At 70.4% G+C, this 14,998-nt stretch carries 13 protein-coding genes; 6 read left to right on the top strand and 7 right to left on the bottom strand.

Annotated features, from left to right (window positions below; all coding sequences use genetic code 11):
* Positions 1–180: 180 nt before the first annotated feature.
* The 4 genes from OG884_RS08625 to OG884_RS08610 all read right to left on the bottom strand — a co-directional run bounded on the left by OG884_RS08625 (position 181) and on the right by OG884_RS08610 (position 4,251).
* The gene (locus OG884_RS08625; RefSeq protein ID WP_326643880.1) at positions 181–1,062 is read right to left on the bottom strand and encodes a hypothetical protein; all 882 of its coding nucleotides are present in this window, start codon (positions 1,060–1,062) and stop codon (positions 181–183) included.
* Between the two features lie 525 nt (positions 1,063–1,587).
* Positions 1,588–2,649, bottom strand: coding sequence for an iron chelate uptake ABC transporter family permease subunit (locus OG884_RS08620; RefSeq protein ID WP_442811654.1), 1,062 nt, complete (start codon positions 2,647–2,649; stop codon positions 1,588–1,590).
* Positions 2,630–3,445, bottom strand: coding sequence for a siderophore-interacting protein (locus tag OG884_RS08615; RefSeq protein ID WP_326643876.1), 816 nt, complete (start codon positions 3,443–3,445; stop codon positions 2,630–2,632). Before OG884_RS08615 ends, OG884_RS08620 begins: the two co-directional genes overlap by 20 nt.
* Positions 3,442–4,251, bottom strand: coding sequence for an ABC transporter substrate-binding protein (locus OG884_RS08610; protein WP_326643874.1), 810 nt, complete (start codon positions 4,249–4,251; stop codon positions 3,442–3,444). Before OG884_RS08610 ends, OG884_RS08615 begins: the two co-directional genes overlap by 4 nt.
* An 82-nt stretch (positions 4,252–4,333) precedes the next feature.
* Here OG884_RS08610 and OG884_RS08605 point away from each other — a divergent pair, with 82 nt between their 5' ends.
* Positions 4,334–5,155, top strand: a complete 822-nt coding sequence (locus tag OG884_RS08605; RefSeq protein WP_326643873.1) for a helix-turn-helix transcriptional regulator — start codon at positions 4,334–4,336, stop codon at positions 5,153–5,155.
* Positions 5,156–5,204: 49 nt separating this feature from the next.
* Here OG884_RS08605 and OG884_RS08600 read toward each other — a convergent pair whose 3' ends face one another.
* Positions 5,205–5,558, bottom strand: coding sequence for an rRNA adenine N-6-methyltransferase family protein (locus tag OG884_RS08600; protein ID WP_326643872.1), 354 nt, complete (start codon positions 5,556–5,558; stop codon positions 5,205–5,207).
* 148 nt (positions 5,559–5,706) lie between these two features.
* On the opposite strand from OG884_RS08600, the gene OG884_RS08595 reads away from it, so the two are divergent.
* Positions 5,707–5,934: an aldo/keto reductase gene (locus OG884_RS08595; RefSeq protein WP_442811652.1), complete on the top strand. Its 228-nt coding sequence runs from the start codon at positions 5,707–5,709 to the stop codon at positions 5,932–5,934.
* On the opposite strand, the gene OG884_RS08590 is transcribed toward OG884_RS08595, so the two are convergent.
* Positions 5,924–7,303, bottom strand: a complete 1,380-nt coding sequence (locus OG884_RS08590) for a GH1 family beta-glucosidase (RefSeq protein WP_326646880.1) — start codon at positions 7,301–7,303, stop codon at positions 5,924–5,926. The two genes, OG884_RS08595 and OG884_RS08590, sit on opposite strands and share 11 nt — an antisense overlap.
* Positions 7,304–7,372: 69 nt before the next feature.
* Here OG884_RS08590 and OG884_RS08585 point away from each other — a divergent pair, with 69 nt between their 5' ends.
* From OG884_RS08585 to OG884_RS08575, 3 genes are all read left to right on the top strand, one after another.
* The gene (locus OG884_RS08585; RefSeq protein WP_326643870.1) at positions 7,373–8,029 is read left to right on the top strand and encodes a TetR/AcrR family transcriptional regulator; all 657 of its coding nucleotides are present in this window, start codon (positions 7,373–7,375) and stop codon (positions 8,027–8,029) included.
* Positions 8,030–8,097: 68 nt separating this feature from the next.
* The gene (locus OG884_RS08580; RefSeq protein WP_326643868.1) at positions 8,098–8,481 is read left to right on the top strand and encodes a MerR family transcriptional regulator; all 384 of its coding nucleotides are present in this window, start codon (positions 8,098–8,100) and stop codon (positions 8,479–8,481) included.
* A gap of 251 nt (positions 8,482–8,732) precedes the next feature.
* Positions 8,733–10,199: a peptidoglycan D,D-transpeptidase FtsI family protein gene (locus OG884_RS08575; RefSeq protein ID WP_326643866.1), complete on the top strand. Its 1,467-nt coding sequence runs from the start codon at positions 8,733–8,735 to the stop codon at positions 10,197–10,199.
* Here the strand turns inward: OG884_RS08575 and OG884_RS08570 are convergent.
* A complete protein-coding gene (locus OG884_RS08570; protein WP_326643865.1) occupies positions 10,187–12,064 on the bottom strand; it encodes an ABC transporter ATP-binding protein in 1,878 nt (625 codons plus the stop codon). The two genes, OG884_RS08575 and OG884_RS08570, sit on opposite strands and share 13 nt — an antisense overlap.
* A 317-nt stretch (positions 12,065–12,381) precedes the next feature.
* Here OG884_RS08570 and OG884_RS08565 point away from each other — a divergent pair, with 317 nt between their 5' ends.
* A complete protein-coding gene (locus OG884_RS08565) occupies positions 12,382–14,859 on the top strand; it encodes an ATP-binding protein (RefSeq protein ID WP_326643863.1) in 2,478 nt (825 codons plus the stop codon).
* The last annotated feature ends 139 nt before the right edge of the window (positions 14,860–14,998 follow it).

Below are 14,998 nucleotides of genomic sequence, written 5' to 3'. Positions count from 1 at the left end.
CCTCTCTCAGGGCACATTGCCCCGCCGCCCACACGTCTTCGATGACCCGCCTCATCCGGTCCTCGCCGGAGGGCGTCAGGTGCGGGTAGGTCCGCGTGCCCGAGGAGGTCGGCCGCAGCCTTGACGGAACTTGGAGATCTTCCATGACCGGCGGGCCGTTCTCGTGATCGCCAGGGTGCCCTAGGTGTTCTTGGAGTCTGTCGGAATGGGGATGTTCTGCATGCGGATGTACTCCAACAGATCATCTTCGTCGATGACCTCGTCGGCGGGCGGGGCGGTGACGACGAGCCGGCATCCCCAGTCGGTGTAGCGCGTGTCGCTCCGCTTGACCAGCGGCTCTTTTCCCTCTCCCACGGTGTCGGTGGTGGTCAGGCGCTTGAGCAGACCGTCACGGTCGGCCCAGAGTTGCCAGGAGACCTTCCCCTTGCTCTTCTTGCCGATGGGCTGCCCCGAGGTCCAGCTGATGAGGGCGCTCCTGGAAACCCTGCTCAGCTCCTTGTAACTCATGGTGCCCCGGTAGAGGAAACCACCGGAGACGGGCTTGCTCGCCGAGCGCTTCAGCACGGCCTTCAGCATGGACAGGTCGTACACGTTGATCGGCTGCAGGCTGGCGTCCCAGGCCATGTCCCGGCTCATGCCTCCCCTGTGGTTGTTCGGGAACCGGATCCACTTCTTGCCATCCGGGACCGGTCCGGGATACCGGTCGGCGTCGTCGTACACGTCTTTGCCGACGCGGATCACCCGGTAGGGGGCCGACTTCTTGGACGGGAGCCCCTTGCCCCTCGGCTGGGAAAGATCCCACCAGGTGAAATCTGCAGCCACCGGGCCCGATGGGGCGAGCTGGAGACTACCGCTGATCCGGGTCCCGCTCCCGGAGACCTTCGACTTCTTACCGAAGAAGTAGCGGCTGGTCTCGGAAATCCGAACGCCATGCTCGTTTCGGAACTGCTTTTTGAGTGTGCGCGCCGGATCAGGGGCGCCTGCCTGTGCGGCGGCGGGACTCATGGCAGTCGGCACGGACGCGATCAGTACGGCGACAGCCAGGGCGGACCATCGTCTCATGGGGCATTCGTCCTTGTTGTTGAGCTTTTTAGGCATTCGACGGAGAAGTGAAACTTAGCTGAGATGGTAACGGGCAGACCTTGCCCGCTTCGACGTTCGGCCCTGTGCTTTCTTTCATGGCGGGCGGCAGCGCCGAGCACGCGTGCGATGAAGCGGGGCGATGCTTGAACCCCTGGCACCACGCTCGATCCTGCTGACGGAAGCGCTGACAGCACCCCTGGACAGGGATGGACGCCGACAGAAAACGATCAAGAGATTGGGGTCTGCGAGCAGGTCTTGGGGATGCCGGTGGACGATCTCGAACTGGCTATGGATCTCAATGTCAGGCTTTTAAGGTCGTGTGGGGTGCTCGCCTGATGTGGCAAAGACGATCATTTGAGAACGGATGCCGATTGGGGGTTGAAGCGGTGTAAGTGAAGCGCCCTGGACTCGATCGGGGGATGGCGTCGGTGTCCTATTGGAAACCACCTGGTAGGGGCATGGTGACGCGGGGTTTCCGTGTTCGGGCCGCCTGGCGGGTGAAGGTCAGGCGGTCGGCACCACCATGGGGGTGCCGGTCACCGGGTCGGGGACGACGACGCAGGGCAGGTCGAAGACCTCCTCGATGAGCGCGGCGTCGACGATGTCGGCGGGAGCTCCCTCCGCGACGACGCGGCCGGCCTTCATGGCCACGAGGTGGTCGGCGAACCGGCAGGCCTGGTTGATGTCGTGCAGTACCGCGATGACCGTGCGCCCCTCGTCGCGCAGCCGCGCGAACAGCTTGAGCAGCTGGTACTGGTGGGTGATGTCGAGGAACGTGGTGGGCTCGTCGAGCAGCAGGTAGGGCGTCTCCTGGGCCAGCACCATCGCGACCCAGACGCGCTGGCGCTGGCCTCCGGACAGCTCCTCGACGCCTCGCTCGGCCAGTTCCGTGACGCCAGCCGCGGCCATGGCCTCCCGCACCGCCCGCTCGTCCTCGGCCGACCAGGTGGACAGTAGGGCGATGCCGATCGCCAGCAGCGGGATGGTGTGCGACATCTGCTCGCGGCCGGCCAGCGCCCCGACGGACCAGAAGCGGAACCGGTCGAAGACGTCGGGCAGCATCAGGCGCATGCCGAGCGAGAGGCCCGCGAGCACCGAGCTGAGGGCGACGCCGGCCAGGACGAGCCGGAGTGGGGAGGTCCGGCCGACGGAGTAGACCAGCAGCACCGCGAGCACGGAGCCGGCGAACGCGAGCATCAGCTGCGCGGACTGCGACCCCGCGAGGCCGAGCGCGCCGCCCAGGTTGATGGCGAAGCCGGCGCCGGCGGTCACCCCGAGGATGCCGGGTTCGGCCAGCGGGTTGCGGGTCAGCGTCTGGATCAGCGCGCCCGAGGCGCCGAGGGCGGCACCGACGAGGATGCCGAGGATCGTGCGCGGCACCCGGACATCGCGGATGATCAGATGATCGTCACTGCCGGCGTAGTCGGCGAAGGCACGCCAGATCTCGGCCGGTGCGATCGCGCGCGTTCCGACACTCACGCCGGCCACCGCCACCACAACGAGCAGTGCGAGGGCCGCGAGGAGGATCGCGGCCCGCGCCGGTAGATCAGTCCTCAAGCCCGGCAACTCCGCGCTTCCAGTATCCGGTGAACAGCGAGTCGAGCCGTCCCGCGCCCCATGAGCGCAGCGGCTTGATGTCGCACGCCTCCCCGGCCGCGAACAGGAAGGTCCGCTCCTCGGGCAGGGGCAGGGAGCGCACCGTCTCCGCGAGCGAGGAGCGGGTGCCCTCGCGGACCAGCCGGACGACCTGCACCCCTTCGCGCGCCGCGAGCGGGTAGGCGTGCTCGGCGGCGTCGTCGGTCTCGATCACGACCTGGGCCGAGACGTCCGCCGGGGACTCCTCCAGCCAGCGCGCGACCGCGGGCAGCGCGGTGGCGTCGACCGCGAAGACGTAGTGGCCGTAGTTGTGCGGGAACGCCTTGGCCCCCGGCGGACCGGCGATCGTGAGCTCGTCGCCCACCTCGGCGGCGACCGCCCACGCCGACGCGATCCCGCCCTCGTGGAGCACGAAGTCCAGGTCGAGCTCGGCGGCCTCGGCGTCGTACCGCCGCACCGTGTACTTGCGCGTGGTGGGCATCGGCTTCGGCCAGTCGAGCTCCAGGTGGTCGTTGGCGACCGGGGCGCGGTGGGTGCCGTCCGGATCGGGGAAGACGATCTTGATGTGGTCGTCCGCCTGGTAGGTGTGGAATCCTTCGAGCCCGGGGCCGCCGACGGTCAGCCGGAGCAGGCGCGGGGTCACGTACTCACGCGCGAGCACCGAGACGGTGCGGACCCCGATCGGGTAGCCGATACGCGCGGTGCCGGTCCCGGTCCGGTGGTGGGCGGCGACGCGCCCCCTCGGGTCGAGGCGGTCGGCGCTCATCGGCCGAGCAGCGGCGCGAGCGCCTCGTCGATGGAGTCCAGCGTCTTGACGGCCGAGCCGTATGTCGCCGCCTCGGTGTAGCGCAGCGGGAAGACCTTGCCGGCCTTGACCGCGGGCAGGTTCTTCCACAGCTTGGAGTCGAGGACGTACCGCACCGGCTCGCTCACCGAGCCGTCACTCTCCAGCGTGTACGTGACGGCGTCGGCCTCGGCGAGGCTCTCCGGCAGTTCCTCGATCGAGGGGTACTCGCTGACGTCGAGCGCGCCGCCGCCCTTCTCCTTGACCTCGCCGTAGTAGGTCACGCCGATGTCGGAGGCGATGTTGGTGCCCCACGACCCGGCGAACTCGCGGTGGAACGTTCCCTTGGCGATGTCGCCGTAGGCGCCGACGTGGCCGAACTTCACACCGTCGAGAGCGCTCCGGTACTTCTCGGTGAGCTCGGCGGTCCTCTTCTCGTACGCCGCCTTGGCGGTCTCGAAGTCGCCGAGGCGACCCGCGGCGTCGGACTGGCGTCGCGACAGCTCGCGCCACGCGGAGGGGACGGTCGGGCCGATGACGACGACCGGGGCGATGGACTCCAGCCGCTTCATGTCGAGATCGGCGAGGGCCGGCTTCGGGACGCCGATGACGATCAGGTCGGGCTTGGCCTTGGCGACGGCCTCGTAGTTGGTCTCGGCTGCCGTCTCTCCGGCGACCTTTTCGAGGCCGTTGTACGTCGCGAGGTCCTCCTCGGTCATCATCGCCAGGCCGCGTCTCCAGCCGGAGATGCCGACCAGAGGGGCGTCGGCCTCGATGAGTGCAGGCACCGCGTACCCGGTCGCGACGACGCGCTTGGGGTCGGCGGGGATGGTGATCTCGCCGTTGTCGGCGGGAGGCCATCCAATGTCGATGGGAAGTCACTCTGCGACCGGTGCCGGCCACTTCGGGACCGATCCGCTCTGGTGCGAGGAGTACGGCTACGGCCTGGGCACGCTCACCGGCGTCCTCGTGCTCAAGTACCGTTCGGCGGCCGTGCTCGAATTCGGCCAGAGCAGGCAGGACTTCCTGCACCAGCTCTACTGGTCGCCCGACGGCGTGCTCTCGACCCGGCACGGTGCCGACGCACAGTTCGTGGGCGCGCGGGAGGCGTTCTGGGCCCACCGCGCGGTGAGCCACGAGGTGCGGGCGGCGGGCCGGCAGACCGTGTACCGGGTCTGCCTGCGCCAGGTGCCCGAGGCGCTCGGCGGGCTGCGGGCCGGCGCGGTGTCCATCGACGACGAGGCGGCGCGGCTCGTTCAGGCGATCGCCCGACCGGGGTACGACGAGCGGGAGGCGCTCGTCGCCCGCGAGCGCATCATGGCCGGACTCGGTGCGTCGACCCGTGAGTTCGTCGGCCACCACGCCACCGGCACCGGTTTCGCGATGACCGTCGCCCGCACGCTGTCGCACGACCCCGGCGATCCCGTCCGCCTCGACGAGTGGGCCGAACGGCTGCACGTCAGCGTCAAGACGCTGCAGCGGGACTTCGTGCGCGAGTTCGGCATGTCCTACTCGCAGTGGCGCACCAAGCTGCGCCTGCGCGCCTCGCGGGTGCTGCTGGAGACCCAGCCGGTGGCCGAGGTCGCCCGCCGTGTCGGATACGCGACCCCCTCGGCCTTCATCGCGGCCTTCGCGAAGGAGTACGGATGCACGCCCGGCAGGTACGCTCCGCGCGAGGCCGACTCGGCCTGACCGGGAGGGAGACCGCACACCGCCCGGGTCCGGGCGGTGTGCGGGTGTGTCAGCGGAGCAGCTCGAAGAGCGTCAGCCACCGGTCGGGGTGGACGAACGCCACCACAGTGTCGCGGTCCACTCCCGCCTCCGTTTTGCCCGCGTGTCGCGGGTCGATCTCGTAGGCCACGACCCTTGCGCAGCTTTCGGCGAGGGCGAGGGTGAGCGCACCCTCGCCCGCGCCAGGCTCCAGGAGCAGCCCGTGCGATCCGGCCGCGGCGGCCATCTGCCCGACGGCGTGCGGATCGACGAGGAAGTTCTGCGAGAGGGTACGTCTGGCCAGGTCGCGGTCACCGCGACCGCCGCTGTTCCTTACCTTTCTCTGGGTGTGTGAATGGTTTCCGTGCGCGAAGGAGTGCGCCACAGCCGTCGCCCTTTCGGGTCCGAGGTGAAAAAGGTCTCGGAAAGGCCCTGGGCGCGCATTGGGGACGCGTGCGGAACGGAGAAGAGGTGACGCGTCCCTAGCGGGCCAGAGCCCGGCTGCCGCGAGGACGGATCACGTAGCCGACCATATGATCGTCGCCATCGCCGGGAAGTACGGCAAGACCCCGGCCCAGATCGTCCTGCGCTGGCACCTCGACCTGGGCAACGTCGTCATCCCCAAGTCGGTGACGCCGTCGCGGATCAGGGAGAACCTCGACGTCTTCGACTTCGCCCTCACGGACGAGGACATCGCCGAGATCGCCAAGCCGGACGCCGGCACCCGCGCCGGGCCCGACCCGGACACCTTCAACCGCTGAGTGCGTCCGCTCGCCCGCGCCGTGGCGGTGAGGTCCGCGGCCACGGCACGGGCGGGTGTCGGATGTCCCAGCCCTGTGAGATCCGCCGGCGTAGCCACTCGTAGGAGGCCTTCGGGGTGCGCCTGCCCGTGGGGAAGTCGACGTGGACGAGTCCGAAGCGCTGGCTGTAGCCCTCGGCCCACTCGAAGTTGTCCAGCAGGGACCAGACGTAGTAGCCGCGCACGTCCACCCCCTCCGCCCGCGCCCGCTCGACGGCCCCGATGTGGCCGTCGAGGAAGTCGATCCTGGCCTGGTCGTCGACCGTCCCGTCAGGGCCAGGCTCGTCGGGCTGGGAGCAGCCGTTCTCGGTGACGTAGACCGGCGGGAGGGCGTCGCCGTACCGGGCCCGGAGGCCGACCAGCAGCTCGCGCAGACCGTCGGGGGCGACGGGCCAGCCGAAGGCGGTGGTGGGGTAGCCGGTGACACCCGCGTCGGAGAAGGGGAGGCCCTCGCCGGTGGGCGCGGCGATCCGGGTGGGGTTGTAGTAATTGATACCGATGCCGTCGAGGGGCGCGCCGATCAGGTCCAGGTCACCGTCGCGGACACAGTCCAGGCTCACCCCGTACGCCGACAGGTCGGGGTAGGTGCCCAGCAGCAACGGGTCGTTGAACAGGCGGTTGTGCAGGATGTCGTAGGCGTCGGCGGCGGCCAGGTCGGCGGGGTCCGCGGAGGCGGGCCAGACCGGGGTGCAGTTGTTGGTGATCAGGACCTTCTCCGCACCGAGCGCCCGCAGCTCCCCCGCGGCCAGGCCGTGCCCGAGCAGCTGGTGGTGGGCGGCGGGGAGCGCGTCCAGGGCCAGGGTCCTGCCGGGGGCGTGGGTGCCCAGCGCGTAGCCGAAGACCAGGTGGACGAAGGGCTCGTTCAGAGTGATCCACATCGGGATCCGGTCGGCGAGCCGGTCGGCCACCGCCGCGGCGTACTCGGCGAAGCGGTAGGCGGTGTCGCGGTTCAGCCAGCCGCCCTCGTCCTCCAGGGGCTGGGGCAGGTCCCAGTGGAACAGCGTGGCCGCCGGGACGATGTCCCTCTCGTGGAGCGCGTCGGTCAGCCGGTCGTAGAAGTCCAGGCCCGCCTGGTTGATCGCGCCCCTGCCGTCTGGCTGGACGCGCGGCCAGGCGATGGAGAAGCGGTAGGAGTTCACCCCGAGACCGGACAGCAGCTCGATGTCCTCGCCCCAGCGGTGATAGTGGTCGCAGGCCACGTCGCCGGTGTCGCCGCCGCGGACGCGGCCGGGCTCGTGGGTGAAGGTGTCCCAGATCGAGACGCCGCGCCCGTCCTCGGCGATGGCGCCCTCGATCTGGTAGGACGCGGTCGCCGTACCCCACAGGAACATTCCGGCCTCCAAGTGCATGAGTCTGGCTCATGTTAACCGTCGCGCCTGCTTGTGGGGGATGATGGGGAGATGACGAACGTCTCCGGGGGAACGCTTCGCCGCCGCCCTGCCCAGCGCCGCAGCCTGGAACGGGTTGAGCGCATGCTGGACGAGTGCGCGCGACTGCTGGACGAGGTCGGCTACGAGGCACTGACCACCAAGGAGGTCGCGCGCCGCGCGGAGGTGCCGATCGGCACCTTCTACCAGTTCTTCCCCGACAAGCAGGGGCTGGTGCGCGCGCTGGCGCTGCGCAACCTGGAGGCGTTCCTCGGCAGGGTCACGGCCAGGCTCGCGGAGGTACGGCTCTCCAACTGGACCGAGATGGTCGACCTCGCGATCGACGAGTTCGTCGCGATGAAACGGGCCACGCCGGGGTTCGCCGTCGTCGACTTCGGAGAGGTGCTCGCCGCGCCCGGCGGGCCGGTGGTCAAGGGGACCGACCGGATGCTCGACGCCGTGCTGGAGAACAACGTCATCGTGGCCGACCGGCTCCGTGCGATCACCGTGGAGCTGCTCGGCGCCCCGATAGGCCCGGAGCTGGACCGGGCGCTCTTCGTCGCGGTCGAGGCGGCCGACGCGGTGCTCAAGCTCGCCTTCCGCTCCCTGCCGGACGGGGACCCCGAGCTGATCGCCGAGTGTAAGCACCTGGTCCGCCGCTACCTGTCGGCGCACCTGCCGCAGGAATGATCCCGGGGGCCGGATCCCGATGGTCCTTCACTTGACCTGGAGTGGGCTCCAGGTGGCATGCTGCCCGAGTGAGTGTGTACACACCGGGACAGGTGGTAGAGGAGACCGGCTTCAGCCTCGACACGCTCCGCTACTACGAGCGGATCGGGCTGCTTGAGTCGATCGACCGCAACGCGGCCGGACAGCGCAGGTTCACCGAGAAGGACGTCGGCTGGCTCGGCATGATCCGCTGCCTGCGCGACACCGGCATGCCGATCGCGGAGATGCTCCGTTTCGCCGAGATGACCAGGGCGGGCGACCACACGGTCCGCGAGCGGATCGCGCTGCTCGAAGCCCACGACCGGCGGGTACAGGGGCAGGTCGACAACCTGCGTGAGAGGCAGGTGGCGATCCGGAACAAGATCGCGTACTACCACTCGGTGGTCGGCCGGCCACTGCCTCTCCGAACCTGACCGGTGGTGGTCGGCCACTGCCAACCGGTGGTGGTCGGCCACTGCCTCTCCGAACCTGACCGACTCTCTCCGGGTCGAGACGCCCGCTCCCTGACGGGAGCCTCCCGGCCGACGTTCGGTGCGGGGCCACTGGAAGCCGTACGGCGGTAAATCCTACGGCTTATTGGTCGATCGGAACCCGTACGGCGGCTTTGCCGCTGGTCGAGGCACCCTTTTCGGTCCGGCTGTTAAACCGGTATCGGGGAGGGGCCATGGTCGCACCGCGCGCACGCCGGATCAACATCCCGCTGCGGCACGTCGCCCTGATGTGCGGGGGGATGCTGTTCGCTCTCCTCGCCAACGTGACCTACCTTCAGGGCCTGGACTCCGAGCGGCTCAACGAGGACCCGCGCAACCAGCGGACGATGATCGCTCGCTTTCACAGCCCCAGGGGTCGGATCCTGCTCCACGACGGCACGGTCATCGCGACCAGCCGCAAGGCTAAAAGCGCCACGTACCGGTATCGGCGCTCCTACCCTGGAGGCCCGCTCTACGCGGCGATCACCGGGCACTTCTCGCTCCACGGCAGCGGGGGCATCGAGCAGGCCGAGGAGGCTCTGCTCTCGGGAAGCGACCCCCGGGTGAAGGTGCGCGGGCTGGTCGGCGGCACCCGTGGCGGCGCCACGCTCCGGCTCACCGTCGATCGCGGTGCCCAGCGGGCCGCCTACGACGGGCTGCGCGCCACCGGAAAGCCCGGTGCCGTCGTCGCGCTCAATCCCCGCACCGGCGCGATCCTGGCCATGGTCTCGCTGCCCTCGTACGATCCGAACCTGTACGCGAGCTTCGACACGGCCAAGCTCGACCGGGTCTACAAGCGGTTGCAGGGTGATCCCGCGGACCCGCTGCTGAACCGGGCGATCCAGCGGAACTATCCGCCGGGATCCACCTTCAAGGTCGTCACCGGTGCGGCGGCGCTCCGCTCCGGGCGGTACGGCCCCGGCACCCGGGTCAGCGCCCCGGTATTCCTGCGCCTCCCCGGCACCGGCACCTACCTGCGCAATTTCGGCGGCCGTAGCTGCGGCAACGGCAACCCGCCGCTGCTCCAGGCGTTCAAGCTCTCGTGCAACACCCCCTTCGCGAAGATCGGGGTCGACCTCGGCCAGGACGTGTTGCGCGAGCAGGCCGAGGCGTTCGGGTTCGACACCGACGACCTGGAGATACCGATGCCGGTGGCCAGGAGCGTCTACCCTCCCGTGTTGGACGACGCGCAGACCGCGATGTCGGCGCTTGGCCAGTTCGACGTCCGGGCCACTCCGCTCATGATCGCGATGATCGCGGCGGCCGTGGCCAACGACGGTTCGCTGATGCGCCCCCACCTCGTGGAGGACGTACGTCTCGCCGACGGCACGGTGATCGACGAGGTCGAGTCGTCGGCGTACCGCCGCGTGTTCGGCGCCGAGGAGGCCGAACGGCTCACCCTGATGATGGTCGCCGCCACCGGGAAGGGGGGGACCGGCGCCGCCGCGGCCATCCGGGGGGTGAAGGTCGCCGGCAAGACCGGCACCGCGGAGAACTCCGCCAAGGGCAAGGACCACGCGCTCTTCACCGGCTTCGCCCCGGCCGTCTCCCCCCGGGTCGCCGTGGGGGTCCTGGTCGAGGGCGGCGGGTCAGGCGGGCAGGTGGCGGCGCCCATCGCCAGAGCCGTCATGGAGGCGGTCCTGGGCGGTCAGGCCGAGTAGGCCCTGGCCTGGAGGCCGTAGAGGTCGGCGTACAGCCCGTCGAGGTCCATGAGCTCTTCGTGGGTGCCGTGCTCGACGACCTTGCCGTGGTCCAGGACGTAGATCCGGTCGGCGTAGCGGACGCTGGCCAGCCGGTGGGTGATCAGCAGGACGGTGCGCCCGTCGGCGTGCTGCCGGATGCGTTCGAACAGGGCGTGCTCGGCACGGGCGTCCAGGGCCGCGGTGGGCTCGTCGCAGATCAGCAGCGGAGCGTCCCGATGGAAGCCGCGGGCCACCGCGATCCGCTGCCACTGGCCGCCGGACAGCTCCTGGCCGTCCTTGAAGCGCCGGTCGAGCAGGGTGCTGTAACCGTGCGGCAGCTCGGCCACCACCTGGTCGGCGCCCGCGACCTCGGCCGCCGCGACGAGCGCGGGCTCGCCCTTGTCGGTGCCCATGCTGATGTTGTAGCGGGCGGTCAGCGGCCAGCGGGTGTGGTCCTGGGCGATGACCGCGATGCGGTGTCGCAACTCGTCGGGATCGACACCGGCCAGATCGGTGTCGTCCCAGCTGACCCGGCCGCCGTCCGGCTCGTACAGCCCGGACAGGAGCTTGGCCAGCGTGGTCTTGCCCGAGCCGTTCTCCCCGACGAGGGCGACCACCTCGCCCCTGTCGATGCGCATCGTGAGCCCCCGGAGCGCGGGGACGGCGGAGCCCGGGTAGGTGAAGACGACGTCCTCGGCGGTGATCCGCTCGAAGCTCTCCGGCGCCCGCGCCGGGCGCCCGGAGGGTAGTCTGCGCTCCGCCTCCGCGCAGAAGTCGAGGAAGTCGGTGAAGTACAGCCCCTCCTCGTAGAGGCGGTTCGTGGCGTACATCAGGTTGGCCAGATAGGTCTGGCCCGAGCGGATGGCCAGCACGGCGGTGCCCGCCACCGCCAGCGGGACCGCGCCCATCGCGAGCAGCACGCCCAGGGCCACGTAGACCACGGCGGTGCCGACCCCGCCCAGTGCCTCGCCGACGACCTTCGCGAGCACCTGCCGCCGAGCCAGGCCGAGCATGACCGTCTGCTCGGCGGTGGCCACCGCGTCGTACATCCGCATCAGGAAGCCGCGCATGGTGAACGAGCGCACCTCGGCGGCGGGTTCGCGCTCCGCGAGCAGTTCCGCGATGATCCACTTTCGGCGGCGGGCGGGGATCAACGCGTACATGGTGGTGTAGCGCATGCGCGCGGAGCGGACCGCGGCCCAGGCGTCGGGCAGCACCGCCAGCACCAGCAGCGGCAGCAGGACCGGGTGGAGCACCCCCAGCACGCCCGCGGCGGCGACGATGCCGATGATCGCGGTCAGCGCGTTGATGGCCGTGGCCACCACCTCGTCCGCCATGGACACCCCGCGCGCCCTGGCCCGCTGGAGCGTGTCGTGGAAGTCGGGGTCGTCGAAGGCCGCCAGGCCGACCTGGCTGGTCAGCCCGTACAGGCGCTCCTCGGCGATCCGGCCGACCTGGGGCTCCAACCGCGACTGAGCCCAGCCCGCGCCCGCCTGAGCGAGGGTACGCAGGGCCGCGGCCACGCCCACCAGGATCAGGCTCGGTAAGGCGGCCCGCACTCGCTCGGGGGTCGGGCCCGCCTCGAACAGCGCCGACAGCACCCCGGTCGTGGCGAGCAGCCCGAACGCGGTGAACACCCCGCCGAACAGGCTCAGGGTGATCGCGACGGAGGTGTCACGAGGGCTGGCCAGCCAGGCCAGCCTGACGGCCTGCGACACCAGTGCGGGCAGCCTGCGGGCGATGGTTAGGAAACCGACCTTCGCCATCTTGTCGGTGTGCGCGTACCACTCGGAGAGGCTGAGCTCGCCAAGCTCGGGGGCCGGATCGGTGGGGGAGTCTGCCATGCGAGCAGTGTGAGCCGCCGCACCGGCGATGGCCATCGAATGGCCGGTTACGGTCGACGTCGCCTCGTATTCGAACCGCCACCGTCCCCGGCCGGACCGTCGGTCACTTTCGGAATCACATCAAATGCGGAGCGTCATGATTCTCGATGGATCGCCGTCCCGAGGCGGGGTGAGCGGTCACGGCCGAGTGGCGGGTGAGGCGGAACGTGCCGGGACGGGATGATCTGTAGGCCGGAAATGGTCTAAGACTGGGCATGGTTCGGTAATTGATGTCACACTTTCTGTGACGGTTCTACCCGCGACCTCTTTAAGAGCCGATGACCCAGGACACCGCACACGCTTCCCTCACCGGAGGCAACCTGCCTCTCGAACCCAACGGCTTCGTGGGGCGTGAAGCCGACGTGGAAGAACTCGCAGACCTGCTGAGCGTCGCCCGGGTGGTGACGCTCTGCGGGGCGGGCGGCATCGGCAAGAGCAGGCTGGCGGTCCGGGTCGCGACCCAGCTGGCGGGGGAGTTCCCCGGTGGTTCCTGGCTGGTCGAGCTGGCCGACGCGGTGCCGGGCGACCTGATCGAGCCCCGGGTGGCCGCCGTGCTCGGGGTCAAGGCCGAGCCGTCCCGCGCGCTGGCCGACACCCTGATCGACGCGCTCGGCGAACGGCGGCTGCTGCTGGTCATGGACAACTGCGAGTCGCTCATCGAGGAGTCCGCCAGGTTCTGCCGCGCCGTGCTCACCGTCTGCCCGGACGTGCGGGTGCTCACGACCAGCCGCGAGCCCCTGCGGGTGGCAGGGGAGACCGTGTGGCGGGTGCCGCCGCTCAGCCTGCCCAGGGGCGAAGGCCGTGACGTCGGCGCCAGCGAGGCGGTGCGGCTCTTCGTCGACCGTGCCACCGCCGCCTCGCGGGGCTTCGCCATGACCGAGCAGAACGCGGCGGACATCGCCGGGCTCTGCGCGGCGCTCGACGGGATGCCGCTCGCCATCGAGCTCGCCGCCGCCCTGTGCAGGGTGCTGACCGTGGAGCAGATCAACGCCAGGATCCAGGACCGGTTCCGGCTGCTGTCGGTGGGCGACAGAACGGCCCCGGCCAGGCAGCAGACGCTCCGGGCGACGGTCGACTGGAGCTACCAGCTGCTCAACGAGCCCGAGCGGATCCTGCTGCGGCGGTTGGCGGTCTTCACCGGCGGGTGGACGCTCGACATGGCCGAGCAGGTCTGCGCGGGCAGCGCTCTGCGGGCCGAGGACGTCCTGGGGGTGCTCTGCGACCTGGTCGACAAGTCGCTGGTCCTGGCCGACGCCGAGGTCGCGGGCGAGACGCGATACCGCATGCTGGAGACGATCCGCGAGTACGCCGCGGAGCAGCTCGAAGCCTCCGGCGAGGAACCCGAGTTCCGGCGGCTGCACCGCGACCACATGATCGAGCTCGCCGCCCGGATCCACCAGACGATAGTCCGGCGGCCCCGGCCCACCTGGACCGAGATCTGCCCGATGCTGGTCATGCTGGACGAGCTGCAGGCCAACGTCTGGGCGGCGGTGCGCTGGTCCGTCGAGGCCGCGAGCGACCCGGAGAGCGCGCTCCGCCTTCTGGTGCTGCTCCGCTGGCCGATCATCGCCGGGGGGAGGTTCACCCCGACCGACAAGTGGCTCGACCGCCTGCTCGACACCGCGCCCGAGGAGCTGGCGCCGTACGTGCGCGGCGACGCCCTCGCGCTGCGCGGGCAGGTGGCCTTCGGGCAGGGCGACCCGGACACCGCGCAGATCGCCTGCACCGCGGCGGTCGAGCTGTGCCGCGAGACGGGCCTGCCCGGGCCGCTCAGCGGCGCGCTGGCCATCCTCGCCTGGGTGGCGATCTACCAACGCCGCCCGGAGAGGGCCAGGTCCCTGCTGGACGAGGCACTGGAGGCCGTGCACACCGTCGACGACCCGTGGCACGAAACGGTCATCCGCTCCATGGAGGGCACCTTCGCGCTGTCGGAGGGCAGGGCGAAGGAATCGCAGCGCTCCTTCGAGGCCGCGCTGGCCATCGCCCACGAGCTCGACAACCACTGGGCCGCGCCGGTGGCCCTCATCGGCCTGGCCCAGGTCGCCTGGCTCCGCGGCGACCTGGCGGAGGCCCGCGCCCACTACGAGCGCGCCCTCGACATGCTCCAGGACATCACCGCCCACTGGCAGTCCATCACCTGCCTGTCAGGTCTTGGCCGGATCGCCCTGGCCCAGGGAGACCTCGTCACCGCGCGGACCAGGCTGATCGAGAGCCTGCGGCTCTGCATCGGGACCGGGCAGCGGCTCGGCGTGGCCCGCCGGATCGAGACACTCGCCCAGCTCGCGCTCGCCGAGGAGGACGACCGCAGGGCGGTGCGCCTGGCCGGCGCCTCCGCCGCGATCAGGAGCGCGATGAGCGGAGCCGTGCTGCCGCCCGGGTTCGGGGCACGGATGGAGGAGCTGCTCCAGCCCGCCCGGGTGCGCCTCGGTGACGTGCTGGTCGCCCAGCTGTGGGCGCACGGCCAGGAGATGTCCCAGGAGCGGGCGGTCCGCTACGCGCTCCAGCTCGACGAGCCGTACGAGACGCCCGTCCTGCTCGGCAAGCCTCCGGTCGCCGCCCCGCTGACCACGCTCACCTGCAGAGAGGCGGAGATCGCCGAACTGATCGCCAGGGGAATGAGCAACAGGGCCATCGCCGACGAGCTGGTGATCAGCCCCGCCACCGCGGCCAGGCACGTCGCCAACATCCTGGCCAAGCTCGGCTTCTCCTCCCGTACGCAGGTCGCCACCTGGGTCGTCGAGCAGAACCGTCCTTAGCGCGGTGTTCGTTCACGCTCGCCGGGCACGGCGGCGCGCCACCTCGGAAGACACCCCCGGGCTGGGACCGCCCGGGAATCCGGTGCGGATTCCCGGCCATCGCTTCCCGGCCGCCACCGCCCGGCCACCGCACCGGCCC

This window comes from Streptosporangium sp. NBC_01755 (assembly GCF_035917995.1).
Classification (GTDB): Bacteria; Actinomycetota; Actinomycetes; order Streptosporangiales; family Streptosporangiaceae; genus Streptosporangium.
Note: the sequence above shows the minus strand (reverse complement) of the source record. Positions and strands in the feature narration are given on the sequence as shown.

Bases quoted from the DNA above. Each gene is read 5' to 3' on its own strand.
- OG884_RS08625 (WP_326643880.1), bottom strand. From the start codon at position 1,062: ATGAGACGATGGTCCGCCCTGGCTGTCGCCGTACTGATCGCGTCCGTG.
- OG884_RS08615 (WP_326643876.1), bottom strand. From the start codon at position 3,445: ATGAGCGCCGACCGCCTCGACCCGAGGGGGCGCGTCGCCGCCCACCAC.
- OG884_RS08605 (WP_326643873.1), top strand. From the start codon at position 4,334: ATGGGAAGTCACTCTGCGACCGGTGCCGGCCACTTCGGGACCGATCCG.
- OG884_RS08595 (WP_442811652.1), top strand. From the start codon at position 5,707: ATGATCGTCGCCATCGCCGGGAAGTACGGCAAGACCCCGGCCCAGATC.
- OG884_RS08590 (WP_326646880.1), bottom strand. From the start codon at position 7,303: ATGTTCCTGTGGGGTACGGCGACCGCGTCCTACCAGATCGAGGGCGCC.
- OG884_RS08585 (WP_326643870.1), top strand. From the start codon at position 7,373: ATGACGAACGTCTCCGGGGGAACGCTTCGCCGCCGCCCTGCCCAGCGC.
- OG884_RS08575 (WP_326643866.1), top strand. From the start codon at position 8,733: ATGGTCGCACCGCGCGCACGCCGGATCAACATCCCGCTGCGGCACGTC.
- OG884_RS08570 (WP_326643865.1), bottom strand. From the start codon at position 12,064: ATGGCAGACTCCCCCACCGATCCGGCCCCCGAGCTTGGCGAGCTCAGC.
- OG884_RS08565 (WP_326643863.1), top strand. From the start codon at position 12,382: ATGACCCAGGACACCGCACACGCTTCCCTCACCGGAGGCAACCTGCCT.